Source organism: Pseudomonas maioricensis (genome assembly GCF_022790535.1).
GTDB classification, from domain to species: domain Bacteria; phylum Pseudomonadota; class Gammaproteobacteria; order Pseudomonadales; family Pseudomonadaceae; genus Aquipseudomonas; species Aquipseudomonas maioricensis.
On sequence record NZ_LOHG01000005.1, the window covers coordinates 316,196 to 337,252 of the forward strand.

The 21,057-nt window shown below is 56.6% G+C and carries 28 protein-coding genes; 10 read left to right on the forward strand and 18 right to left on the reverse strand.

What is annotated here, in order from left to right; translation table 11 throughout:
* Positions 1–61 precede the first annotated feature (61 nt).
* Both AUC61_RS10850 and AUC61_RS10855 read left to right on the forward strand, forming a co-directional pair.
* The gene (locus AUC61_RS10850; RefSeq protein ID WP_243246058.1) at positions 62–1,210 is read left to right on the forward strand and encodes an MFS transporter; all 1,149 of its coding nucleotides are present in this window, start codon (positions 62–64) and stop codon (positions 1,208–1,210) included.
* A 49-nt stretch (positions 1,211–1,259) separates the two neighbouring features.
* The gene (locus tag AUC61_RS10855) at positions 1,260–1,748 is read left to right on the forward strand and encodes a cyclophilin-like fold protein (RefSeq protein ID WP_243245985.1); all 489 of its coding nucleotides are present in this window, start codon (positions 1,260–1,262) and stop codon (positions 1,746–1,748) included.
* 50 nt (positions 1,749–1,798) lie between these two features.
* Here the strand turns inward: AUC61_RS10855 and AUC61_RS10860 are convergent, their stop codons facing one another.
* Together AUC61_RS10860 and AUC61_RS10865 are read right to left on the reverse strand one after the other, a co-directional pair.
* Entirely contained in the window at positions 1,799–2,299 is a 501-nt protein-coding gene (locus tag AUC61_RS10860) for a GNAT family N-acetyltransferase (RefSeq protein WP_243245987.1), read from the reverse strand.
* A 294-nt stretch (positions 2,300–2,593) separates the two neighbouring features.
* Complete coding sequence (locus AUC61_RS10865) at positions 2,594–3,382, reverse strand: SDR family NAD(P)-dependent oxidoreductase (protein WP_243245989.1); 789 nt, start codon at positions 3,380–3,382, stop codon at positions 2,594–2,596.
* A 469-nt stretch (positions 3,383–3,851) separates the two neighbouring features.
* Here AUC61_RS10865 and AUC61_RS10870 point away from each other — a divergent pair, with 469 nt between their 5' ends.
* A complete protein-coding gene (locus AUC61_RS10870; RefSeq protein ID WP_243245991.1) occupies positions 3,852–4,313 on the forward strand; it encodes a GNAT family N-acetyltransferase in 462 nt (153 codons plus the stop codon).
* A 91-nt stretch (positions 4,314–4,404) separates the two neighbouring features.
* On the opposite strand, the gene AUC61_RS10875 is transcribed toward AUC61_RS10870, so the two are convergent.
* The 6 genes from AUC61_RS10875 to AUC61_RS10900 form a co-directional block, all read right to left on the reverse strand.
* Positions 4,405–4,890: a P-loop nucleotide/nucleoside kinase family protein gene (locus AUC61_RS10875; RefSeq protein WP_243245993.1), complete on the reverse strand. Its 486-nt coding sequence runs from the start codon at positions 4,888–4,890 to the stop codon at positions 4,405–4,407.
* Between the two features lie 69 nt (positions 4,891–4,959).
* On the reverse strand, positions 4,960–5,418 hold the full coding sequence (locus AUC61_RS10880) for a GNAT family N-acetyltransferase (protein ID WP_243245995.1): 459 nt from the start codon (positions 5,416–5,418) through the stop codon (positions 4,960–4,962).
* Positions 5,419–5,649: 231 nt separating this feature from the next.
* The gene (locus AUC61_RS10885) at positions 5,650–6,576 is read right to left on the reverse strand and encodes a Gfo/Idh/MocA family protein (RefSeq protein ID WP_243245996.1); all 927 of its coding nucleotides are present in this window, start codon (positions 6,574–6,576) and stop codon (positions 5,650–5,652) included.
* Between the two features lie 119 nt (positions 6,577–6,695).
* Entirely contained in the window at positions 6,696–6,938 is a 243-nt protein-coding gene (locus AUC61_RS10890; protein ID WP_243246059.1) for a hypothetical protein, read from the reverse strand.
* A gap of 196 nt (positions 6,939–7,134) precedes the next feature.
* Positions 7,135–7,437 (reverse strand): hypothetical protein, encoded by a 303-nt coding sequence (locus AUC61_RS10895; protein ID WP_243245998.1) that lies wholly within the window; start codon positions 7,435–7,437, stop codon positions 7,135–7,137.
* Between the two features lie 58 nt (positions 7,438–7,495).
* Positions 7,496–7,948: an HIT family protein gene (locus tag AUC61_RS10900; RefSeq protein ID WP_243245999.1), complete on the reverse strand. Its 453-nt coding sequence runs from the start codon at positions 7,946–7,948 to the stop codon at positions 7,496–7,498.
* 319 nt (positions 7,949–8,267) lie between these two features.
* Between AUC61_RS10900 and AUC61_RS10905 the strand changes: the two genes are divergently transcribed.
* Entirely contained in the window at positions 8,268–8,840 is a 573-nt protein-coding gene (locus tag AUC61_RS10905) for a class-II aminoacyl-tRNA synthetase family protein (protein ID WP_243246001.1), read from the forward strand.
* Positions 8,841–8,955: 115 nt separating this feature from the next.
* Positions 8,956–9,255 (forward strand): DUF3144 domain-containing protein, encoded by a 300-nt coding sequence (locus tag AUC61_RS10910; RefSeq protein ID WP_243246003.1) that lies wholly within the window; start codon positions 8,956–8,958, stop codon positions 9,253–9,255.
* A 197-nt stretch (positions 9,256–9,452) separates the two neighbouring features.
* Here AUC61_RS10910 and AUC61_RS10915 read toward each other — a convergent pair whose 3' ends face one another.
* Positions 9,453–9,944 carry a GNAT family N-acetyltransferase gene (locus AUC61_RS10915; protein ID WP_243246005.1) on the reverse strand — a complete coding sequence of 164 codons (492 nt, stop codon included), beginning with the start codon at positions 9,942–9,944 and terminating at the stop codon, positions 9,453–9,455.
* Positions 9,941–10,582, reverse strand: coding sequence for a TetR/AcrR family transcriptional regulator (locus AUC61_RS10920; RefSeq protein ID WP_279290982.1), 642 nt, complete (start codon positions 10,580–10,582; stop codon positions 9,941–9,943). Before AUC61_RS10920 ends, AUC61_RS10915 begins: the two co-directional genes overlap by 4 nt.
* 71 nt (positions 10,583–10,653) lie before the next feature.
* On the opposite strand from AUC61_RS10920, the gene AUC61_RS10925 reads away from it, so the two are divergent.
* On the forward strand, positions 10,654–11,520 hold the full coding sequence (locus tag AUC61_RS10925) for an aldo/keto reductase family oxidoreductase (protein ID WP_243246009.1): 867 nt from the start codon (positions 10,654–10,656) through the stop codon (positions 11,518–11,520).
* A gap of 6 nt (positions 11,521–11,526) precedes the next feature.
* Here the strand turns inward: AUC61_RS10925 and AUC61_RS10930 are convergent, their stop codons facing one another.
* A complete protein-coding gene (locus AUC61_RS10930; protein ID WP_243246011.1) occupies positions 11,527–12,501 on the reverse strand; it encodes an alpha/beta hydrolase in 975 nt (324 codons plus the stop codon).
* A 74-nt stretch (positions 12,502–12,575) separates the two neighbouring features.
* Positions 12,576–13,484: a LysR family transcriptional regulator gene (locus tag AUC61_RS10935; protein WP_243246062.1), complete on the reverse strand. Its 909-nt coding sequence runs from the start codon at positions 13,482–13,484 to the stop codon at positions 12,576–12,578.
* A 127-nt stretch (positions 13,485–13,611) separates the two neighbouring features.
* Between AUC61_RS10935 and AUC61_RS10940 the strand changes: the two genes are divergently transcribed.
* Positions 13,612–13,875, forward strand: a complete 264-nt coding sequence (locus AUC61_RS10940; protein WP_243246012.1) for a DUF2798 domain-containing protein — start codon at positions 13,612–13,614, stop codon at positions 13,873–13,875.
* 182 nt (positions 13,876–14,057) lie between these two features.
* Here the strand turns inward: AUC61_RS10940 and AUC61_RS10945 are convergent, their stop codons facing one another.
* Positions 14,058–14,690: a LysE family translocator gene (locus tag AUC61_RS10945; RefSeq protein ID WP_243246014.1), complete on the reverse strand. Its 633-nt coding sequence runs from the start codon at positions 14,688–14,690 to the stop codon at positions 14,058–14,060.
* A gap of 179 nt (positions 14,691–14,869) precedes the next feature.
* Between AUC61_RS10945 and AUC61_RS10950 the strand changes: the two genes are divergently transcribed.
* The 3 genes from AUC61_RS10950 to AUC61_RS10960 are packed head-to-tail and all read left to right on the forward strand — an operon-like array spanning position 14,870 to position 16,204.
* Positions 14,870–15,175, forward strand: coding sequence for an NIPSNAP family protein (locus AUC61_RS10950; protein WP_243246015.1), 306 nt, complete (start codon positions 14,870–14,872; stop codon positions 15,173–15,175).
* Between the two features lie 26 nt (positions 15,176–15,201).
* The gene (locus AUC61_RS10955; RefSeq protein WP_243246017.1) at positions 15,202–15,717 is read left to right on the forward strand and encodes a P-loop nucleotide/nucleoside kinase family protein; all 516 of its coding nucleotides are present in this window, start codon (positions 15,202–15,204) and stop codon (positions 15,715–15,717) included.
* 52 nt (positions 15,718–15,769) lie between these two features.
* Positions 15,770–16,204 carry a GFA family protein gene (locus AUC61_RS10960; protein WP_243246019.1) on the forward strand — a complete coding sequence of 145 codons (435 nt, stop codon included), beginning with the start codon at positions 15,770–15,772 and terminating at the stop codon, positions 16,202–16,204.
* A 28-nt stretch (positions 16,205–16,232) separates the two neighbouring features.
* Here AUC61_RS10960 and AUC61_RS10965 read toward each other — a convergent pair whose 3' ends face one another.
* The 5 genes from AUC61_RS10965 to AUC61_RS10985 all read right to left on the reverse strand — a co-directional run bounded on the left by AUC61_RS10965 (position 16,233) and on the right by AUC61_RS10985 (position 21,057).
* Entirely contained in the window at positions 16,233–16,700 is a 468-nt protein-coding gene (locus AUC61_RS10965) for a GNAT family N-acetyltransferase (protein ID WP_243246020.1), read from the reverse strand.
* Between the two features lie 71 nt (positions 16,701–16,771).
* Complete coding sequence (locus tag AUC61_RS10970) at positions 16,772–17,968, reverse strand: CaiB/BaiF CoA transferase family protein (protein WP_243246022.1); 1,197 nt, start codon at positions 17,966–17,968, stop codon at positions 16,772–16,774.
* A 2-nt stretch (positions 17,969–17,970) separates the two neighbouring features.
* Complete coding sequence (locus tag AUC61_RS10975) at positions 17,971–18,912, reverse strand: hydroxymethylglutaryl-CoA lyase (protein ID WP_243246024.1); 942 nt, start codon at positions 18,910–18,912, stop codon at positions 17,971–17,973.
* A 48-nt stretch (positions 18,913–18,960) separates the two neighbouring features.
* Positions 18,961–20,247, reverse strand: a complete 1,287-nt coding sequence (locus tag AUC61_RS10980; protein ID WP_243246026.1) for a CitMHS family transporter — start codon at positions 20,245–20,247, stop codon at positions 18,961–18,963.
* A 111-nt stretch (positions 20,248–20,358) separates the two neighbouring features.
* Positions 20,359–21,057: an RraA family protein gene (locus AUC61_RS10985; RefSeq protein WP_243246028.1), complete on the reverse strand. Its 699-nt coding sequence runs from the start codon at positions 21,055–21,057 to the stop codon at positions 20,359–20,361.

Below are 21,057 nucleotides of genomic sequence, written 5' to 3' on the forward strand. Positions count from 1 at the left end.
GACCGATAAATCTCACTTCCCCACTCAGAGCAACCAGCACTCGTGGAGCGCTGTGCTCGCGATGTCACTCGCCGCCTTTGCACTGGTCGCCTCGGAATTCATGCCGGTCAGTCTGCTGACGCCAATAGCTGCCGATTTGCACATTACCGAAGGGCAAGCTGGTCAGGGCATCTCCGTCTCCGGACTGTTCGCCCTGTTCACCAGCCTGCTGATTCCAGCCGTGGCGGCACGGGTTGACCGAAAGCTGTTATTGCTCTCGCTCACGCTGCTGATGATCGTCTCCGGTACCGTAGTGGCGTTCGCGCCCAACTACACCCTGTTCATGGCTGGACGGGCGTTGATCGGCGTCGCCATCGGTGGCTTCTGGTCCCTGTCAGCAGCAACGGCCATGCGTCTGGTGCCGGAAGACCAGGTGACGCGTGCGATGGCAATCGTCAATGGCGGCAATGCTCTAGCCACGGTCATAGCAGCACCTCTCGGGAGCTACCTCGGTGCGTTGATCGGCTGGCGCGGGGCTTTTTTCTGTGTGGTTCCGGTTGCTCTGCTCGCCTCTGCATGGCTGTTGTTCAGCTTGCCGACGATGAAGCCCACGGGCCGCGCGGGCAGCAGCAACGTCTTTCATCTGATGAAAAACACGCCCGTCGCACTCGGCATGGTGGCCGTCAGCGTGTTTTTCATGGGCCAGTTCATGCTGTTCACGTACCTGCGTCCGTTTCTTGAGGCCGTCACGCATGTCAGCGTTTCCATGCTTTCACTGATGCTGCTTATTCTGGGCCTGGCCGGTTTGGCAGGTACTTTCCTGATCGAGATATTCCTGAAAACCGGCCTGCATCGAACACTGATTGTCATTCCCGTGTTGATGGCGGCGATTGCACTGGCCCTCGTTTCGTTCGGTAGCTCAGCACTGACAACTGCGGTACTGCTCGGCCTCTGGGGATTGGTCGCAACTGCGGCCCCCGTTGGTTGGTGGACATGGCTGGCAAAAACCCTGCCCGAAGACGCAGAAGCCGGCGGCGGACTGATGGTCGCCATCATCCAGCTGGCAATCGCATTGGGCGCGACTGTCGGCGGCTTTGTATTCGACTTCAGTGGCTACCGGGCAACCTTTGAATTAAGCGCGGCGTTGCTGGTGATTGCAGCCGTACTTGCGCTGCTGGCGGCGCGGGCCGCGACCGGTCAATCGCTTGCTACGGCCGATACCGCGAGCTGACTCGCAAACTCAGTCGATCTTCCGGGCACGTCCCGACACGGAGACATTCATGATCAGGTCACATGGCTATTTACTGCATTTACGTCAGCGCGCTGCGCGCCTGGTACTGGGTCTTCTGATGCTCAGCGCCGAGGCAACCCCTGTCTCAGCCATCGCGGATACAAAGACCACAGCCACACCCGCAACTGGGCTACGCATAGGGATGACTGTTGGCGATCGCCAGTTCGCTGTCACCCTGGCTGACAACGACACCGCCCGCGCGCTGGCCGCCAGATTGCCGCTCACCCTGAACATGCCGGACCTGAATGGCAACGAGAAACACGTCACCCTCGCACAAAAACTGCCCACCGTGCCGTTCCGCCCTGGCGTGATCCATAACGGCGATCTCATGCTGTACGGTTCGGACACTCTGGTGCTCTTCTACCTGACGTTTGACTCGCCCTACTCGTACACTCGTATTGGCCGGGTTGAGGGGGTTGAGGATCTGGCTAAAGTGCTTGGTCGAAGCAATGTCAGGGTGGTGTTCTCGAGGCAATAAGCATCACCGCTCGGCACTGCAAGCCGGGGTCTTCCTGTCATGGGCAAAGGCTAGCCAATATAAGAAAAGACAGCGTACTCAAACCCGTTGAATGAAAACCGAGCAACCTCCTTCATGCCCATTTTCAAATGCGCCCGCAATGAAGGTTCATTGTCCTGACGTATGAAAAGAATGCCCTCGCGCCCTGCCTCAAGGCGCCGGAGATCGGTAAACATCTTCTGCGCCAGCCCCTTGCCACGCTCTTGCTCTCCGACGCAGATCGGGCCATAGACATAGGCGTCAGGTGTGCCCTGATAGGCGGCGAACATGGCCTTCACTATCGGCAGATCAGCATTCATCGCTCGGGTGGTGGTCATCAGAAAGCCGGTAATGTGCCCGTCACGGCGCGCAACGATCAGTGGCATTTCATTCATCATCGCCTGCACTCGCGAGCGTGGCAGGCTGGCCGAAAGCGAACCACCCCGGGTGATCTGATTCGCAGCCTGAAGCTCCAGAATGCCGTCCAGATCAGACTCGTCGGCCCTGCCTATAGAGGGTTCATGGGTTGTCATTTTAACTATTCCGCTAGTGGTGCACCGACGCCGGGATTATCCGGCAAGCCGTGATGCACACAGGTGCCTGTCGTCACTAAGAATAGCCGATAGCTACGGTGATCCAGCTGCTAGCAGCCGAACCAGCACCTGACACCTGAAGGGCGGTAGATCCATGGCTTATGGACTGACTGAAACACCAACCTCCCGAATAAATTCGGTCCTACCGGCTTTTGCGGCAAGAGCGTATGCGCACTGCCGGTAGGAGCGAACTTGTTCGCGAGAGGGCGTTACATCCACGACCTGCGTCAGCCGTCAGGCAATGCTGTCGACGACCCCACCGTCCACGCGCAATGCTGCGCCGGTGGTTGCCGAGGCCTGTTCGGAACTGACGTAGATGATCATGTTGGCCACTTCTTCCACACTGGAAGCACGCCGCAGGATCGAGGAGCCACGATGGGCGACGACAAAATCTGCCGCGACCTTCTCCAGACTTTCGCCCGAGCTCTCGACCGTCGCTTTGAGCATTTCAGCTACGCCTTCCGAAAGCGTCGGGCCTGGCAACACGGAGTTGACCGTTACGCCAGTGCCCGCCAGACGTTTGGCCAGACCCCGCGATACCGCGAGCTGCGCAGTTTTACTGAAGCCGTAGTGAATCATGTCAGCGGGGATGTTCAGGGCCGACTCCGAAGAGACGAACACGATACGGCCCCACTTGCGCGCCACCATACCGGGCGCATAGGCCCTGGAGACACGCACCCCTGACATGACATTGGTCTCGAAGAAACGCTGCCACTCACTGTCGGGGGTTTCGAAGAAATCCTGCGGATTGAAAATACCCAGATTGTTGACCACAACATCGAAGTCCGGATGTTCAGCCACCAGCTGCTGACAGGCTTCATCGAGACTCAGGTCAGCCGCAAACCCCACAGCATTGGCAGCCAGAGGTCCCAACCGCTGCAAAGCCGCCTGCACACTGGCCTCACTTCGGCCATTGATAACCACCCGCGCCCCGGCTTCAAGGAAACCTTTAGCGGCAGCAAAGCCGATGCCACTGGTTGATCCGGTTACCAGGACATTGCGGCCAGTAAAGTCGATTTTCATTGCTGAAACTCCTCTTCAAGTGAATGAGATCTACGCTGAACCCTTTTTCCGCTACCGATAATCAGGTCAAACTCAAGATGACCTTTCGAGAAACTCGAATTAACGTCCTGTGCTCACCTGTTTTTTTTGAGACGTGCAGCCATTGGATAGTTTTGACCTACTGCGCCTCGCTGTCGCCCTGCGCAACGGTCCTTTGCCCGATTCCAGTCTAGTCTCCCGTGCGCTGACCAGAAGCCAGCGAATCATCTGCGCGACGCCCGGCTATTGGCTGGCACGCGGTAACGGCAACCAGCAGCCCCAGTCGTCGAGTGAGGGCTATGGTCGAGTTTCTTGCGGATCAATTGAAGGATGACTAGCTTCGATTTCCGTAAAATGGGTGCCCCGTCGGCAAATTCCCCGACCATTGCCGCTTGCAACCTGTACTGGTATTTCTGGCAAGGCGGAGCCTCTGTCAAAACGAGAACATCGAGTGAACCACGTGGACATTCAGCTGATCACCGCACTGCCTCCACAGATTCAGGCACTGGAAAAACAAGCGACCGCAGAGGGTTTCAGGTTTCTCACCCGCTTGATTGAGGAGTGGCAAACCGGTGCGAACCGGTTTGAGGTGCAGGGTGAATGCCTGATGGCGGCGTATCTGGAAGACCGTCTTGTGGGCATTGGTGGCCTGACGCGGGACCCGTTTGCTGGTGAGGACATCGGTAGGCTACGCAGGGTGTACATCGCCCGTGAAGCAAGAAATCAGAACATCGGAAAGCGGTTGGTCAATCAGCTTGTGGTATACGCGACTGAGCATTTCCGCATGGTGCGCCTGTCCACCGATCACCCGGATGCGGCTGCATTTTACCTGCGCTGTGGTTTTCAGCCATTGGACGACGATCACGCCACGCATGTGCAGCTTCTTCGAAATGCCAACGGCGCAGACCTATAACAGCCCCATGAGTCGTTAAACCTGACGAGTTTTATTAAATGCTGAATGTGCTTTTCGTCTGCGGTAAAAACAGATTACGCAGCCCCCCGAACTAAGGACGGTGGACCAGAATATCCAGGCCTTCTTCTATTGTGGGAGCCTGGAAATAACGGGTGATCAAATCAAACTCGGCGTCAGTGGCTGCAAAGTCGTGCTGGGCGCGCTCGTTTCGGGCGTGAAGTCTGGCACGGCAAACATCATCGTCCAGTTCCAGATAGTGCAAACAGTGCCTGACCTTCGCGCCCTCCGACAGGCTGAGTAGCCACTCACGATCAGCGCGGGTATTGCCCGGAAAGTCCAGAACCACATCAACGTCTGACTTCAGCAGATTGATGACCAGTGGGCCTAATACATCGCGTATCCGGTGTGCAGATCGCACGTAGTCGGCGACTGAGTTGATCTCGCCGGGGTAGAGCTTTGAGAGCCAGTGATCCTCACTGAGCAAAATCGCCGAATGCTCGACGGCCAATGCTTTGGCGAGCGTTGATTTGCCGGATGCGATCTTGCCGCACATGAGGTGAAGTTTGGGTGTGTGCATGGCGACGCGTCCTTTTGTCAAACCGTGATACTGCCCGCCGAAGACCGAACGGGCAATGGCCGGCAGCGATCAAAGATCCCGCGTCATCAGCCATTGCGCCTTACCCCAGGCCTCAAAGCATTCCAACACCTGCCACCCGCGCTTCGCGTAATACTCATGGCGATCATGGGTGTGCAGGTAAATGCGTGAGGTGCCACCCCTCTTCGCTTCAATGCAGATGCCTTCGATCAGTTGCTCTGCCAAGCCTCGCTGCCGCGCATGCGGGGCAATGAAAACGCACGCGAGCCACGGTCCCAACTCCGGGCGCTCGGCGAGGTCGTTTGTGGCAAGTGCTGCGCCACCCAATAACTGCTCATCCTCGACAGCGATCAGGCATTGCCAGTCACCGCTCGACTGTCCTTCGGCAAACTCATGCTGCCAGTCGGCCAGGGACTGACCGATATATTCGTATGCGAACTGTTGATGCAGCCACTGTGCGAAGGTATTGCTGTGTTGCATCTCATCACGCAGCCAGATCAGGCGATGCATGTTGAATTCCTTTTGGCTGGTTTTCCATGACGCTTGGCGAGCCAGTCATAGGGACGTCATTGATCTACGGGTATCGGACCTGTAGGAGTTCACCGAGGTTACGAGGCTAGCGATCGCGGTGTGTCAGACAAACCGCAATCGCTGGCCTCGTAACCTCGGTGAGCTCCAGGACAGGGTTCAATCGGGAGATGCAGTGAGCCGAAGGTTTTGGCCCTTCAGATAACGTCACGCTCAATCATAAAACGGCTCAACCAATGCCCGGCTGCCGACGAAGAAACTGTCCGCAACCAGCCTCAGCGGTTGCAGGTCAAGGTCGCTGGTTTTGCTCGCAATCAACTGCTGAAAGTGTCGATAGACCGCAGCGTATTCACCCTCTTCGGAAACTGTCTGGGGCACGCCATCAATACTCAACAGTGCGCCGCCATTGTCGAGCCGCAAAACACCTTCAGCGCAGCGAATTTCGATGCTCCAGAGCTCATCATGGCCGTGATCGAAATCAAACTCCGCGCAAACATCAAGATGGCGCGCATCAGACATTTTGATCGAGGCGGCGATAGGCGACTGGCAATTACTCGGGACCCGCAAGTCAGCCGACGCAACGAACAGCGGCAACGGCAACAAATGGGTCGCGATCGACAGCGCATTGATGCCCGGATCGAAAACACCTAATCCACCTGGCTGCCAGATCCACGCCTGGCCGGGGTGCCATTTGCGCACGTCTTCCTTCCAGTCGATCTGTACGCTTTGCAGGGTGCGGGTAGCCAGCCAGTCACGAGCTGCTTCGATACCCGGCGCGTAACGCGAATGCCAGGCGAACAGGCCGCTGACGCCTTGCTGCTCAACCTGACTCACCAAGGCCATGGCCTCACCCAACGTGGCACACGGCGGCTTCTCGACCAACACATGCTTACCCGCTGCGAGCGCTTGTTGCACCAGCGCGAATCGCCCTTGCGGTGGCGTACAGAATGCAATGGCGTCGACCTGCGGGCCCTTTTCGAGCAGTTCATCAAGGGATTTGAAATTCTCGACCCCGGCACAGGGCTGTCCTTGCGTAGCCACCGCCACCAGTTGAAAAGCCGGGTTGGCATTAATGGCTGGCACGTGTTGATCCTGGGCGATCTTGCCGTAACCCACCAGACCGAGACGGATTGGTTGCATCGATGACTCCTGAGTTTTTGTATTTATTCTGGGAAGCGTAATGACTCGATTATGGCCGCAGTTCTGGTCAGACGTCGACGCTTACCTGACTAATCAGTGGTTTATGAAAGCGTGAGCATTCAGTCCAATTCCAGCCGTATCGCCTGCCATTGGTTCCAACAATCCTCCGCGACGATGTCGGGATAGCCACGTGCTGTTTCCATCTCAAATGCGCTGCTGAGAGAAAGGGCAATGCACGTTGCACGGTCGCGAATGTCGAACACCTCCGCCTCTGTGAGCGGCGAACCTTTGTGAGTCTCTGCTGCGCGCAGGACCGCCACAAGAGCGGGTACGAATACAAGGCATAGCGGATCGTCAGACATCAAATGACCTCTTTGGTAATAACGCAGCTTATATGAAGTATCGCGTCGCTTCATTTTCTCGGCGCGCAGATATTTTTGCAGGAGCGAGGCTTGCCCGCGAAGAACGATGACCCGGATCATCTGGAATACCAGGATAGCGGTGAATGCAGACCGCGAAATACTGCCGAACAGGCTCAGCAGTACCTGACTAAAACTTCTAATGCCACCGTTTGAAAGCCTTGCGCCCTCTTAATACGCCCCAGGTCATCGCAAGTCCCGCGCCGCTGAAGAAGATGAAGCCTGCTAGGGTTTCCAACAGATACCACAGGAAACGTGCCGGATGATCATCGAACACCAGGTGTTCTTTAACCGATTGCCGACGCGGCCCTGTAAGTGCATCGAACTGCCAGAGCGTCAGGGCGTCATACAGGCGCTCCCCTGCCCACCAGGCGCCGCTCAGGCAGAACAAGGCAGCGATGAAACAATAGATGCGGACGCGATATCCCGGGATCACAGACACTCCGTTTACTCACTGTGCAGGTGATGATTATCGGTGGCTTTCAAGCGCACTTAAGTGCCTATGCCTGGCTACTGTTTGTGGCCAGCAGCTCTCGGAGATTCATCACCGCCTTTTGCTGAGTTTCGCGCTCTTCTTCATTCAATGGTCGCTCGCAATACATGCGACTCAAAAAAAGAATCGCATCGTTGCCGTCAGGCTCATCTGCATAATCCGCATGGCTCGCGACTTGCGCCAACAACGCCTGTGTAACGGGAACAACATGAAAATGCAGGTTGAAACCCGCAGATAAACCCAGCTTGTAAACGATGACTTTCCAGGGCTTGTAGGCACGAAAAAGAAGTTGCTCGGTCTCGCGCAATACACCCCCGAGCGAAGTCAGCGCCTGATCGCTGAGGTCCATGAAGTCCGTGGCAGGAGCCACCGAACTGACCATCAGGTAGCCGCTATAACGAGCATCACGCCGATGGCTGATCCGCCAGTGCCCGGTTTCGAAAATGTCCCACTCAGTCATCTGTACCAATATTCCCTTAGTTCTGGTCTTAGGTTTGCCATCAATGCACTGCCTTGTCGGCACTCCCGTTTCTGTGCAAGGATTGGCCATGACCAAGTTTATTGCATGCAACCGACATCACCATCACGGACCTCGCTCAAGGTGCCGCGGTTGCTCATGCTCATCGATTCATCAGAATTCAACCTGCTTGTTCTGAAGATTCAATGAACCGAACCAAGGCGCCCATGGCGCCTTTTTTATTGCCTGTAAATTGGAGATCGTGAAATGACTATGCTGCGTGGAACACGAATAGTAACCGGGAAAGAAGCTGCAATCATGCGTGAAATCGAAGGCCGCTTTCGGAGTTATCTTCATCGCAGCTGGCGCTGAAGAGGCCATAGTTCCGGCGTTATGGGGGCAGGACACTTTTATCGAGAAAGCTGGCGGGAGTGAAGTAATCGGGCAAATGTGGGCCTTCAACGACAAGGCCGGGCGCCCCTGTTGCCTCATACCGGAGGCCACCGCGCTTTTTCAGGAGCGCAATGAAATACTTCTCGGCTCAAGGAAAACAGCGATGTTCTTCTATGTGGCGCGGTGCTATCGATATGAGCGCCCTCAAGCCGGCCGTTATCGAGAGTTCACCCAGTTGGGACTCGAAATACTGAGTGCCGACCCGGCGCAGGCTTTGCAGCGCAGCCAGGCCATTTGCATTGGCTTCCTTGACTCGCTGGCGCTCGACTATGAACTTAATCTCGCTGTGAAACGTGGGCTGAGTTATTACCTTGAGGGCAACGGCTTCGAAGTGCGATGTCCCGCTTTGGGCGCACAGCAGCAAGTTGTCGGCGGCGGTGCTTATCGCGAGGGTGCCGGTTTTGGCATTGGGCTTGAGCGGCTGGTACTGGCTCTGCAGTAGTGTGAGCTCACAACGGCTCGACTGAATATGAAGAGCCGTTGTGCCCCTGATCAGCCCATTTCAAAAATGCTTTAATGCCGCGACAACTCAACAACAATCAGCCAGGTAACCCGCAATGGCAGACGCTACAGACCAAGCATTCTACGATCGTGCAGACGCGCACATCGAGCTGTCCAACGAACAGCTCAAAACTTTTGAAAACATCGGTCAGGTCAATGCATCCATGATGTTTGGCACCACACGCTTCAATGCCTGGGTCAGCGCGCGCAGTTTCAAATCCGGAGAGGAAATGGCTCAGGCGCGTGAGGCGATGCTGAAGTATTTCTGTGATCAATACCGGCTGATGCTTGAAGATAACCTGGACGATCACATCAATAACTTCGGCCAGTACATGATGGTGCAAAAGCCTGATTGATAGCGCGCACCTTTTGTCCACGACACACCGCTGTCGTGAAGCAAACACTGAATTTGTAGGAGCTCACCGAGGTTACGAGGCCAGCGATTGCTGTGTATCTGACACACCGCAATCGCTGCCTCGCGTTGCTCGTGAGCTCCTACGGGCCAGGGTTTAATCCAGAGAATTACGTTGTGTTTGATGAGCGTTATCGGAGGCTAAAGAAAAAGCACAAACCTGCTCTCTGCCGCCTCGTCATCCAGCGGCGGCTCAAGCTGGAACCCGCATCGCTCAAGGACCTTCATCGAACCGAGATTTTCCTTGAAGACGTAAGCAACCAGTTGCGTAAGTCCCCGACTCCTGGCCTCTTCAATCAGGTGCTTCAGCGCCAGTGTCGCCAACCCTTTCCCACACGCAGCGTGATCAATTCGATAGCCCACTTCAGCGCAACGCTCTGGCAGGTTTATATCCTTCAGGTTGGCCCGGCCTATTATTTCTCCACTGACGTCTTCGATAACAAATGGATGCCAGACGCCGAGCGCAAAGTCGGCCAGATAGCCTTGAATATGCTCGGCGACACCCAGTGACGAATAGAACGTAGGATCTCGCGCATCAATGTGAGATTCAAACCACTCGCGATTACGGAGTTCAAATGCCAGCAGCGAATCAGTGTCGGAACGGTTTAAATGGCGAATTTTAAATGGCTTCATGGACGACTTTTAACGCTCTGATTAACTTGAAGATAGGCCGTCAGTAACAAGGTCAATTGCTGCTCAAGGCACTCTGTGAAATCAGGCGGCGAGAACCCCTCAAGCATGGCTCGTACCGGCCCGATCACCGCGTGCAAAGAAACTTGCGCGACCAAAGCCGGAGCCTCGAAGTGCGCATCCGTTGCGGTTGCCAGCATGCTGGCGATGGCGGCCACCATGCGCTCGCCGATGCGAGCCATCAGTTCGGCACCGCCCCGCTCCGCCGCAATCGCGTAAAGCGCTTTCGAAGCCGTTGGGTTTCGCAGCTTTACGGCCAGAAACGCCGAGACAAAGCCCGCGGCCATTTCAGCAACAGCCTTACCGTGATAACGGGCACAAGCCAGCTCCACCGTTTCGACGACTTCCAGCAGATGCTTTTCGAGCACCGCTGCCAGCAGCGCGTCACGGTTCGGATAGTACTGATAGAGGCTGCCCACGGACATTCCGGCGCGCTCGGCAACCCGCGTGGTGGTACAGCGCTTGAGCCCGTGCTGAGTCAAAACCTGAAGGGTCGCGGTGTGAAGTGCATCTACCGTTGCGACGGATCTGGCTTGAACAGCTGATTTTCTTGGCTTTAAAGAAGCTTTAACAGTCGTCATGGAATGCGAATTCAAAACCTGAAGGTTCCTTCATACCATAGTTTCCCTCAAGCCAAGCAAGAGTGATGGATATGACGGATCTAAATAAAAGCGGCACATTCAACCTCGGTGACCGCCAGGTAAAACGTATCGGCTACGGCGCTATGCAACTGGCAGGCCCCGGTGTATTTGGTCCACCCAAGGATCGTCAGGCGGCGGTCGCAGTCCTGCGCGAGGCTGTCGAGTCTGGCGTGAACCATATCGACACCAGTGACTTCTACGGACCACATATCACCAATCAGATTATTCGCGAGGCGCTGCATCCGTATCGGGACGACCTCACCATCGTCACCAAGATCGGTGCGTTGCGGGGCACAGACGGTGCCTGGCTTCCAGCCACCTCAAAGCAAGAGCTGACGCAGGCGGTGCATGACAACTTGCGCAATCTTGGCCTGGACGTGCTGGATGTTGTGAACGTACGGATCATGTTCAATGCAATGGGAACAGCTGAAGGGTCGATCGAAGAACAATTGACCGCAGTTGCAGAACTCCAGCAGCAAGGGCTGATTCGCCACATCGGCATCAGCAACGTCACACCGACGCAAGTCGCCGAAGCGCGCAAGCTGGTCAAGTTCGTTTGCGTACAAAATCTCTACAACATTGCCCAGCAGCACGACAACGCGATGATCGAAGAGTTGGCCCGTGACGGCATCGCCTACGTGCCGTTTTTCCCGCTGGGTGGATTCACACCGATTCAGTCGTCTGCACTGTCGACGATTGCACAGCGGCTGGACGTGACGCCGAAGCAGTTGGCGCTGGCATGGCTACTGCGTCGCTCGGCCAACATCCTGCTGATTCCTGGCACGTCCTCGGTCACTCACCTGCGTGAAAACCTCGCGGTGAGCGAACTGGATCTGTCGGATGAGGTTATGGCCGAACTGAATGCAATCGCAGGTTGAGCAACGTTAACCCTTCACCGACTTGATCCGCCTGCTGATCCACTCATGGCTGTAGGCGAGAACCCGCAACGTCATTGCGGTGGGGAAATGGATGAAGCCATGTGCGCTGGCAGGCACTATCTGCAGCTCAACATCCGCAGATTTCGTCCATCGCTCCGCCATCTCCACGGTGTCGTCCAGCAGTGGGTCCAGCTCACCGGCGAACATCAGCGCTGGAGGTAAACCGGCAAGGTCGCCATACAAGGGCGACAATGGCGGCACGCGGCGCTCCTCGTCGCTCAGACCGGGCGTGAGCAGGCGCAGTGCTTCGACCATACCGGGACCGTCCAGGACCAGCGTTTCTGGCCCGGCGGCGCGTACGCTGGCCGTGCCGGTCAAGTCATAAACGCCGTAGTAAAGGACCGCCCCGCTCACCCGGCGAATTAAATCGGGCCAGGCCTTGAGCCGTAAAAGCGTCGCGGCTGCGAGATGCCCACCCGCCGACTCACCGACAATGATCACAGGCAAATCCGCAAACTCTTTGCAGGCACCGCTCAACAACCAGCGCGCCGCCGAAAGACAGTCATCCATCAGGCCTTCAACGGGCGTCGACACGGCGAGTCGGTAGTCCACCGAAACCACCACCACATCACACGCATTGACCATGGCAACGTTGAGGTCGTCATTCATCTGCGCATTGCCGATCACCCACCCTCCACCATGGATATCAAACACCACGCCTCGGGCTTTACCTTTGGGCCGCAAGATCCGTACGGGTACCGATAAACCGTCGACACCAACCAAACGCTTTTCAGCCAGCAGCCCCTGTTTGGCCAGCTTGTTTGCGCCGCCGATTTGCCCTGCGCGCAGCAGTGTCTGAATAACCCGGGGCGTCAGGCGGTTGCGGATTCGAAAACGCGGCAACCAGCCGAGCTTTTTGTTGAAACGCTGCATTTCTGCGACTTCATGCTCGCTAAAAGGCTCAAGCTCGTGGATATCCAATATTTGCCCCTCGCCAACACAATAAATTCCGGTTTAAACCATCCTGCGGATCATTCAATAGAACGCCGGATCTGTTACGAGTGCAGCGCACCCTCAAGAAACTCGATGAACGCTCGTACCTTCGCATTCAATGCCGACCGTTCCGTGACACAGGCGTAAATATCCATCGGTTCAGACTCTGCAAAGGCATCGCTGCGATTGCCTGATTCGAACAAGGGCAGCAAGCGCCCGCTGTCGATCAGAGGCTGCGCAATGAAGCTTGCCAGACGGGCTATGCCACCGCCGTTCAGCGCAATCTGGGTAAGCATGTCGATGTCATCACAGACAAAACCCGGATTGACCGTCGCCTCGAAACGTTTGCCGCTCCGTATGAAATTCCACGGCAGAAAACGTCCGTCAGTGGGGTAGCGAAACACCAGGCAGGCGTGTTCTTTCAGTTCTTCCGGGGTGGTGGGCACGCCCGCCCGGTCGAGGTAGGCAGGCGATGCGCAGAACACGAATGGAAGTGACGTGATACGTCGCACGACCAACTGATCGTTCAATTGCGCCTGAATACGAATGCTGACGTCCACACCTTCCAGACGATGATCGACACGCCTATCAGCACTGATCAACTCGACGCTGATGCGCGGGTACGCCGCCTTGAACGCAGGCATGAGTGGCGCCAGCACATGCCGACCAAACGCTGCCGTCGTCGCAATCCGCAGCGGCCCCTGAGGTTCGGTAGCGACGGCGGCAGCCTGAGAAGCCAGTTCGATATCGCGTGGTATGTGGCGCACTTTTTCGTAGTACCGCGTACCGCTTTCAGTCAGCGCCATCCTGCGTGTGGTGCGAGAAAGCAACTGCGTGCCCAAATGCTTTTCAAGCCGGGAAATGCTCTGACTCACCGCTGCCGCACTCATACCCTGGGCTCTGGCCGCTGCGGCAATGCTGCCAACCTCAACGACGCGAATGAACGTATTGATCAACCCCAGAATATCCATCGAACTCCCAGCGCTCCATTCGTTGATTTTACTTAACAGTGATTCAAGCATTACGCGGCTACCGGCACCTGCAGCAGCTTGATAGGTTAGCGGCTCTTGCGATCCCCACTCTTGACGAGGTTAACCGATGACTGCCGGAAGTACCCAGAATACCTTACGCCTACGCTTCCCAAAACGCGCCACGCCTTATGTGTTTGCACTCTACATGGCGACCATCATGGCGTTTCTCATGTGCCTGGTGATTACCCTGGCTGAATTTGGTTTTGATGGGCATTACATGAGTAATGTGATGAATGCGTATCGAGTGGCGATGCCATCTGCGTTCATCTGCGTGCTCGTGGTACGCCCGATGGTCGCCCGACTGGTGGCGTGGACCGTACATGGGCATTGAAGTGGCACGCGGCATATGGTGACGAAGCGAGATCCACTTGAAACCGCTCACCTGTGGGAGATTGGGCGGATGTCCAACTTATGGAGCGCATGCCACACCTGTGGGAGCCGAGCTTGCTCGCGATGAACGATAACGCGGTCTGGCTGCGATCCCGCAATGTCGAGAGACCGCACGTCCACGTGTTATCGCCGACCTTCAATCACCATCCGCACCGCCAGCCCCATGAGTACGCTGCCCATCAACCAGCGCTGTACGACCTGCCAGAACGGCCTGCCCACGAAAAACGCCGCAATTGAACCCGCCATAATCGCAATCATCGCGTTAACGCTCACGCTGATGACAATTTGCGTAAAGCCCAGCACCAGCGATTGCAGCAGAACGCTGCCATGACCGGGGTCAATGAACTGGGGCAGTAGCGATAAATACATGACTGCCACTTTGGGGTTCAGAAGGTTGGTAACGAAGCCCATCATGAACAGCTTGCGCGGGCTGTCCTTGGGCAGGTCTTTGACTTGAAAAGGCGAGCGGCCACCCGGCTTGACCGCCTGCCACGCCAGATACACCAGATACAACGCGCCACCCACTCGCAATGCGTCATAGGCATAAGGCACTGCCATTACCAAAGCGGTAATACCCAGGGCCGCCAACACCATATAAACCACGAAACCCAGTGCAACGCCGCCCAGTGAAATCAACCCGGCCGTACGCCCTTGACAGATTGAGCGTGAGATCAGGTAAATCATGTTCGGCCCGGGAGTCAGTACCATCCCGAGTGAAATCAGGCCATAGGCCAACAGGCTGGACAGTTCGGGCATGGTATGGCTCCTGGAATCACTGACGTTCGGCTGGGTCGGTTCTCGGAGGCAAGAGTAAAGTGCAGGAACGAAAGGCGTTAGATACAGATTCAGGAACAAAACGTCATACACAGTGCAGCAATATTCACATCGATACTTAATTGGTAACCTCTGTGCCTCTCGAACAAGGACAGCTCGTAATGATTACCTGCCATGTGAAGTATCTGATCGACCCGTACCAAATCCCTGCCTTTGAAATCTATTCCCGCTTATGGATCCGCCTGGTGACGCGCATGGGCGGTTTGCACCATGGCTATTTCCTGCCTGCCGAAGGCGCAAACAACATCGCCTATTGCCTGTTCAGCTTCCAAAGCCTTGCGGACTATGAGCGCTATCGCAAAGAAGCCGAAACCGATGCCGAATGCATCGAAGCGGTGGCACAGGCAGTCGAGAAGAAATTCATTGTCAGTTACGAGCGCAGTTTTATGCGCCCCGTGCTTGATTGATTATGTCCACCCACGGCGAACCTCGAATGCTCATTGTCTTCAGCGGCCTTCCCGGCACAGGTAAAACGACGATTGCACGTGAACTCGTTCGCCGAACACAGGCGGTGTATCTGCGTATTGATTCAATTGAACAGGCTATCCGTAACTCCGGCGAGCTTGCACAAGATATCGGGCCTGTCGGCTACCGGGTCGCGAATGAGCTTGCGCTGGGCAACCTTCAACTTGGCCAATCAGTCATCGTTGATTGCGTTAACCCGGTGCTGGAAAGCCGAAACGCCTGGAGCAACATTGCTACAAGCGTTGGCGCTCAGTTGATGAATATTCAGGTGGTGTGCTCCGACAAACAGGAACACCAGCGTCGGGTTGAAAAAAGAACAAGTGATATTCCGTGCCTGACTCCGCCCACTTGGCAGTCGGTGCTGGACCACGAATATGAAGCGTGGGATGAGGCGCTGTTTACTGTCGACACAGCGCTAATGTCTGCGACCGAGGCCGTAACGATAATCACCGAGCGATTTCTGTCAGGGTTTAGTGGTCGCTAAAGCAACTGGCTACAGCCAATCAGCCCAGAGCCTCTCAATAAGGAATGTATACATGCTGACAGGACAATGCCTCTGCGCAAGCGTGGTTTTTACCCTCAAAACAGCGCCGCTGTATTTCTACCGATGCCACTGTTCTCTCTGCCGTAAACAAACAGGCACGGGTTACAACTGCGCGACCATTGTTCCGCAATCCACTTTCCAGTGGGAAGCGGGACAGTCAGAAATCAGCTCTTGGGTTAAACCCAGCGGTTACAGAAATGACTTCTGCAAACAGTGCGGTTCGACAGTCCCCAACGCCTTACGTGGCTCGCCGTACATGTGGATTCCGTTAGGTCTTCTGGACCCGCAAACATCCCCCATGGAATGCATAGGGGACTACTGCCTGAGTGACGCAATGCAATGGGACACATTGAAGTCGGAAAACACCTTTGACGGGGCTACCGAATCGTTAGCTTCATTGCTTGCGGCTCTGCGGGTTGGCGGTTGAGGTAGGTCGAATTTTCAAGGGCAAACGCTCAGGCAGGAACACTCTGACGAACATAGTAATGATCAAACTCGCCACTTTCCAACAACTGAAATCCATGGCGCAGGTAAAACCGATTCGACGCGCTCTCTTTAAGCGCGCCGACTTTAATCGGAAGCCCCGCGGCATCTGCCTCTTTGAAGATCATCGACAGCACCGCTGAGCCTATGCCCGAGCCCTGCGCACTCAGCCTCAGATAAAGGTGATCAAGCAACAGCTCATGCTCGTGCCGCTTGACCACGACAAAACCAACGCGCGCTCCAGACACTTCGATATAGCGTGTATTACGCGCATCGAAACCACTGACAAAACGCTCGCGAGCACACACCGGATCAAAGCGCCCTACCCGCTCCAGACTTTCGCGCATCGCTTCAATCCGGATGGCGACCAGGTCGTCGAGGTCGGTTTGCCGGGTCGGGGCCAATGTCACGTGAGAATTGAAGCAAGATGTATTGGGCATACTTCCTCTACTCTGAGAACCATGGTGGATTCAGTAAGCAGGGATTGTAAGTATGACCACGAATCACGCCACTAACTTTTAACCACTCCTGCCTGCTCTAGCACCCGAATCTCCTCCTCGCTATACCCCAACTGGCTCAGCAGCTCAGTCGAATGGCTGCCAAGTTCAGGCACATTAAGGCGCGTGCCGAAACGCTGGCCATTCATCTCGAACGGCAACATCGGCACTTTTACAGCGGTGCCGTCGTCAGCCGTCAGCGCAGCCATGCCGCCCGACTCATTCAGGTGCCTATCTTCAAACAGATCCTCTGGACGCTGGATCGGCGAGAACGGAAGGCCTGCGGCTTCGCAGCGCGCCATCACTTCTACCTTACTCATGCCGCCCAGGCACTGACTCACCTGCGGCAGAAGGTCGTCGCGCGCCTGCACCCGCTGGTTATTCAGGGCCAGCGTAGGGTCTACGGCCCACTTGTTGAAACCGAAGGCCTTGCAGAAACTTTGCCATTGACCGTCGCTGACGACCCCGAGGAAAACCTGTTCATCGTCAGCGGTGGTGAATACGTCGTAAATCGCCCAGGCGGAGACCCGGTTGGGCATCGGCGCGGCGGCCTTGCCCGTGACGACTTTCTGCATCATGTGCTGCGCCACGAGGAAGGCCGAGTTTTCAAACAGGCCGGTCTGCACGAACTGGCCCAGGCCGGTAGCGTTGCGCTGATGCAACGCGGCGAGGATGGAAATAGCGCTGAACATACCGCCCATCACATCATTTACCGACGCGCCCGCCCGCAAAGGCCGCCCCACCGGGCCAGTCATGTAAGCAAGGCCGGTCATCATTTGCACCACTTCATCCAGCGCTGTGCGTTGATCGTAAGGGCCAGGCAAAAAACCTTTCATCGAGCTGTAGATGATGGAAGGTTTGATCGCCTTGACCTGCTCATAACCCAGCGCCAGTTTTTCCATGGCACCGGGGCGAAAGTTTTCGGTGACCACATCGGCACTGGCGATGAGCTTGCGGACGGCCAGCATTCCCTCTTCGGTTTTCATGTCGACGGCAAAGCTTTTTTTATTGCGGTTATAGGTCATCCAGTAGCCTGCGCCGGAGCCTCGCAAGCGGCGGGTATTGTCGCCAGCAGGGGCCGGCTCAACCTTGATCACCTCTGCACCGAGGTCAGCCAGTACCAAACCGCAGGTCGGCCCCATGACCATGTGCACAAACTCGATCACACGGATGCCTGCCAGTGGCAGCGCCTTTTCATCAGTCGACTGCATGTTCATTGGTCCTTGCTTGCGTAACGAAAATTCTTGCCCACACCGGCATCAGGGATGAATCCATAAAGCGGCTCTCCCGGCAGCCCCTTGTGCAGCCATTCGCGAGCGGCGACCAGACGATCAATATCAACGCCAGTGCGCAGGCCCATGGATTCCAGCAAGTAAACCAGGTCTTCAGTGACGATGTTCCCCGAGGCGCCGGGGGCATAGGGACAGCCGCCCAACCCACCCTGAGAAGCGTCAATCGTGGTCACGCCGACATCCAGCGCGGCCACGACATTCGCCAGCCCCTGCCCCCGGGTGTTATGAAAGTGGGCACTGCCCGCGACAGGCCCCAGCTCAAGACGCAATCGGGTGAACAATTGACGTACCTGAGTCGGGTTGGCATAGCCCACCGTATCGGCCAGCCCCACTTCATCTACGCCGAGTCCGGCCATGGTGAGGGCCATCCGAATGACGTCATCGGCTGGCACAACACCTTGCAGCGTGCAGCCGAATACGGTGGAGAGCCCCGCCTCAATCTGGATGTGCGGGTACTGCTGATCACGTAACGCGACGACAGAGCGGACTTCTTCAATCACCTGCGCATGCGTCTTGCGGATGTTTGCCAACGAGTGCGGTTCGCTGACCGAAATCGGCAGGGTGATCTTTTGCACCCCGGCATCGAACGCTGCCTGTGCGCCTTTGAGATTGGGCACCAGAGCGGTGACAAACAGCCCGGGCAAGGTTCGCGCATGAGCGACCAGTTGTGCCGCATCAGCCATTTGTGGAAGCAGTTTCGGCGAAACGAACGAACCGATTTCGATCTCACGCAAACCGGACGCGGCGAGTGCCGTGAGCCATTCGATCTTGAGCGCGGTAGGCATGCTCGCCTTGACGCTTTGCAGCCCGTCACGAGGGCCGACCTCGCTGATCAAAATATCTATGTCGTGATTGTTATGCATGAAATGACCTCGAGTGCAGACCGCCGACCCTGAGCCAGCGGCCGTGACTTAATGGAGGATGGAAAGCGCGCCGATCAGCAGCGACATCACAAACATCACGCCGACCGTGCCCACCGACCATTTGAAAGAAATACGCTGGTTGTTCGCATAGTCGACATCCAGCAAGCCGCACAGCAGATACGTCGATGCCACCAGCGGGCTCAGCACATGAACCGGCTGACCGATCAACCCGGCGACGGCCATTTCCATAGGCCCGATACCGTAGTGGCTGGCGGTGTCGGCAAGGATTGGCAGGATGCCGAAGTAGAATGCGTCGTTAGTCAGTACATAAGTGCCAGGCATGCTGATCAACGCGGTGATCAATGACATGTACTGCCCCGCCCATTGCGGAATGACGTAAATCAGGCTTTCGGAAATGGCCTTGATCATGCCGGTACCGGTCATGATGCCGACGAAAATACCGGCGGCAAAAATCAGCAGGGAGACCAGCATCACGTTGCCCGCATGGCGTGAGACAAGGGCCTTTTGATCTTCGATTTTCGGAAAGTTGACGACTGCGCCAATGCCGAACGCGAGCATGAACAGAATCGGCAGCGGCAATACACTCATGACCATGCAGGTGATCAGAGCAGTCGTCAGCACGGCGTTAAACACAAAGCGCCAGTCGCCCGGTGCCGACTCCTTGAAGTGATCCATGCCCTCGCCTTCGCGTAACTCGATCACGCCCAGGCGACGCTTCTCCATGCGCCCCAGCAGAAACGCGACAAACACCACCCACGCCAGCGCGGCGAGCATCATCGGCAGCATTTCCATGAACAGGTCGGCAACGTCCACATGCATGGCGCTGGCGGCGCGAGAAAACGGCCCGGCCCAGGGCAGCATGTTCATCACGCCATTACTGAGCAGCAACACTGTCGCCATGACTTGCAGGCGAATCCCTGTGCGCCGGTACAACGGTAACAGCGCGGCAGTGGTGATGATGTAAGTCGTCGCACCGTCGCCATCCAGGCCAACGCAGATACCGAGAATGGCGCTGCCAATCACGATCTTCTGCGGATCGCCCTTGACCACTTTCAGGATCACTTTGACCAGCGGGTTGAACAGCCCCGCATCGGTCATCATCGAAAAGTACAGGATCGCAAAGGTCAGCATGATCCCGGTCGGTGCGAGCATCTTCACGCCGTCGATCATCATCGGGCCAAGCCCTGCGGCGAAACCACCGATACAGGCAAACACCACGGGCACCAGCATCAACGCCACCAACGGCGAGAGACGGCGGCTCATGACCAGATACATGAAGCAAGTGATCATCGTATAGCTGAGGATCGTCAGCATGGGTTCCCTCTTTTTTTTAGTTTTATCTGGGTGACTTTTTACAAATGCGAAGCGCCAGCTACCGGCATGGATAGCCCGTGCAGTGGTTTAACGAGAGTCAGTGCAAGGTGCTCAGACGGGCAGACCTTTGGCACGCAGCAGTGCGTCGAAGCGTTCCGGGTCGGCAGTGCCAAGGCGATTGGTTTCGCGGATGGCGGCCTCGCGCTCAAGGTGGGCGATGGCTTTGGGTAGCAGTGCAGCGACATCTGCCTGCGGCACCGCGAGTACGCCGTCGGCATCACCCAGCATCAAATCGCCGGGCATGACGCAGAGCCCTGCGCAGGCTATTGGCACATTGATTTCGCCAGGGCCGTCCTTGCTCGGGCCGCGGTGCGTGTGGCCCGCCGCGAACACCGGCAGGATGCCTTCGGCCAGTTCTTCGAGATCACGAACCGCGCCGTCGATGACAATGCCGCCAAGCCTGACCCGCAATGCCGTGGTACGAACAAGACCACCGATCACCGCCTGGCTGACGTCACCCGCGCCATCAATGACCAGCACATCGCCGGGTTGAACCATCATCAAAGCCTTGTGCACCATCAGGTTGTCACCGGGGCGCACGCGCAACGTGAATGCGGGGCCACACAATTTGAGCGACAGATCGCCGTGATAAACGTGCAGGCCTCTGGCGCCGATGCCGCGCCCCAGACAATCCCCCGCAACCGCCACCGGGACGCTGCGGAACGCCTCGATCAGGTCAGCGCCAAGATTGCCGTTGCGCGGATTGATTCGGTAGCCGGTTGGCCAGTCATTGAGAGCAGAAGCGGTCAT

Bases quoted from the DNA above. Each gene is read 5' to 3' on its own strand.
- AUC61_RS10850 (WP_243246058.1), top strand. From the start codon at position 62: ATGTCACTCGCCGCCTTTGCACTGGTCGCCTCGGAATTCATGCCGGTC.
- AUC61_RS10855 (WP_243245985.1), top strand. From the start codon at position 1,260: ATGATCAGGTCACATGGCTATTTACTGCATTTACGTCAGCGCGCTGCG.
- AUC61_RS10860 (WP_243245987.1), bottom strand. From the start codon at position 2,299: ATGACAACCCATGAACCCTCTATAGGCAGGGCCGACGAGTCTGATCTG.
- AUC61_RS10865 (WP_243245989.1), bottom strand. From the start codon at position 3,382: ATGAAAATCGACTTTACTGGCCGCAATGTCCTGGTAACCGGATCAACC.
- AUC61_RS10875 (WP_243245993.1), bottom strand. From the start codon at position 4,890: ATGCACACACCCAAACTTCACCTCATGTGCGGCAAGATCGCATCCGGC.
- AUC61_RS10880 (WP_243245995.1), bottom strand. From the start codon at position 5,418: ATGCATCGCCTGATCTGGCTGCGTGATGAGATGCAACACAGCAATACC.
- AUC61_RS10885 (WP_243245996.1), bottom strand. From the start codon at position 6,576: ATGCAACCAATCCGTCTCGGTCTGGTGGGTTACGGCAAGATCGCCCAG.
- AUC61_RS10890 (WP_243246059.1), bottom strand. From the start codon at position 6,938: ATGTCTGACGATCCGCTATGCCTTGTATTCGTACCCGCTCTTGTGGCG.
- AUC61_RS10900 (WP_243245999.1), bottom strand. From the start codon at position 7,948: ATGACTGAGTGGGACATTTTCGAAACCGGGCACTGGCGGATCAGCCAT.
- AUC61_RS10910 (WP_243246003.1), top strand. From the start codon at position 8,956: ATGGCAGACGCTACAGACCAAGCATTCTACGATCGTGCAGACGCGCAC.
- AUC61_RS10915 (WP_243246005.1), bottom strand. From the start codon at position 9,944: ATGAAGCCATTTAAAATTCGCCATTTAAACCGTTCCGACACTGATTCG.
- AUC61_RS10920 (WP_279290982.1), bottom strand. From the start codon at position 10,582: ATGACGACTGTTAAAGCTTCTTTAAAGCCAAGAAAATCAGCTGTTCAA.
- AUC61_RS10925 (WP_243246009.1), top strand. From the start codon at position 10,654: ATGACGGATCTAAATAAAAGCGGCACATTCAACCTCGGTGACCGCCAG.
- AUC61_RS10935 (WP_243246062.1), bottom strand. From the start codon at position 13,484: ATGGATATTCTGGGGTTGATCAATACGTTCATTCGCGTCGTTGAGGTT.
- AUC61_RS10940 (WP_243246012.1), top strand. From the start codon at position 13,612: ATGACTGCCGGAAGTACCCAGAATACCTTACGCCTACGCTTCCCAAAA.
- AUC61_RS10945 (WP_243246014.1), bottom strand. From the start codon at position 14,690: ATGCCCGAACTGTCCAGCCTGTTGGCCTATGGCCTGATTTCACTCGGG.
- AUC61_RS10950 (WP_243246015.1), top strand. From the start codon at position 14,870: ATGATTACCTGCCATGTGAAGTATCTGATCGACCCGTACCAAATCCCT.
- AUC61_RS10955 (WP_243246017.1), top strand. From the start codon at position 15,202: ATGCTCATTGTCTTCAGCGGCCTTCCCGGCACAGGTAAAACGACGATT.
- AUC61_RS10960 (WP_243246019.1), top strand. From the start codon at position 15,770: ATGCTGACAGGACAATGCCTCTGCGCAAGCGTGGTTTTTACCCTCAAA.
- AUC61_RS10965 (WP_243246020.1), bottom strand. From the start codon at position 16,700: ATGCCCAATACATCTTGCTTCAATTCTCACGTGACATTGGCCCCGACC.
- AUC61_RS10970 (WP_243246022.1), bottom strand. From the start codon at position 17,968: ATGCAGTCGACTGATGAAAAGGCGCTGCCACTGGCAGGCATCCGTGTG.
- AUC61_RS10975 (WP_243246024.1), bottom strand. From the start codon at position 18,912: ATGCATAACAATCACGACATAGATATTTTGATCAGCGAGGTCGGCCCT.
- AUC61_RS10980 (WP_243246026.1), bottom strand. From the start codon at position 20,247: ATGCTGACGATCCTCAGCTATACGATGATCACTTGCTTCATGTATCTG.
- AUC61_RS10985 (WP_243246028.1), bottom strand. From the start codon at position 21,057: ATGACCGCTTCTGCTCTCAATGACTGGCCAACCGGCTACCGAATCAAT.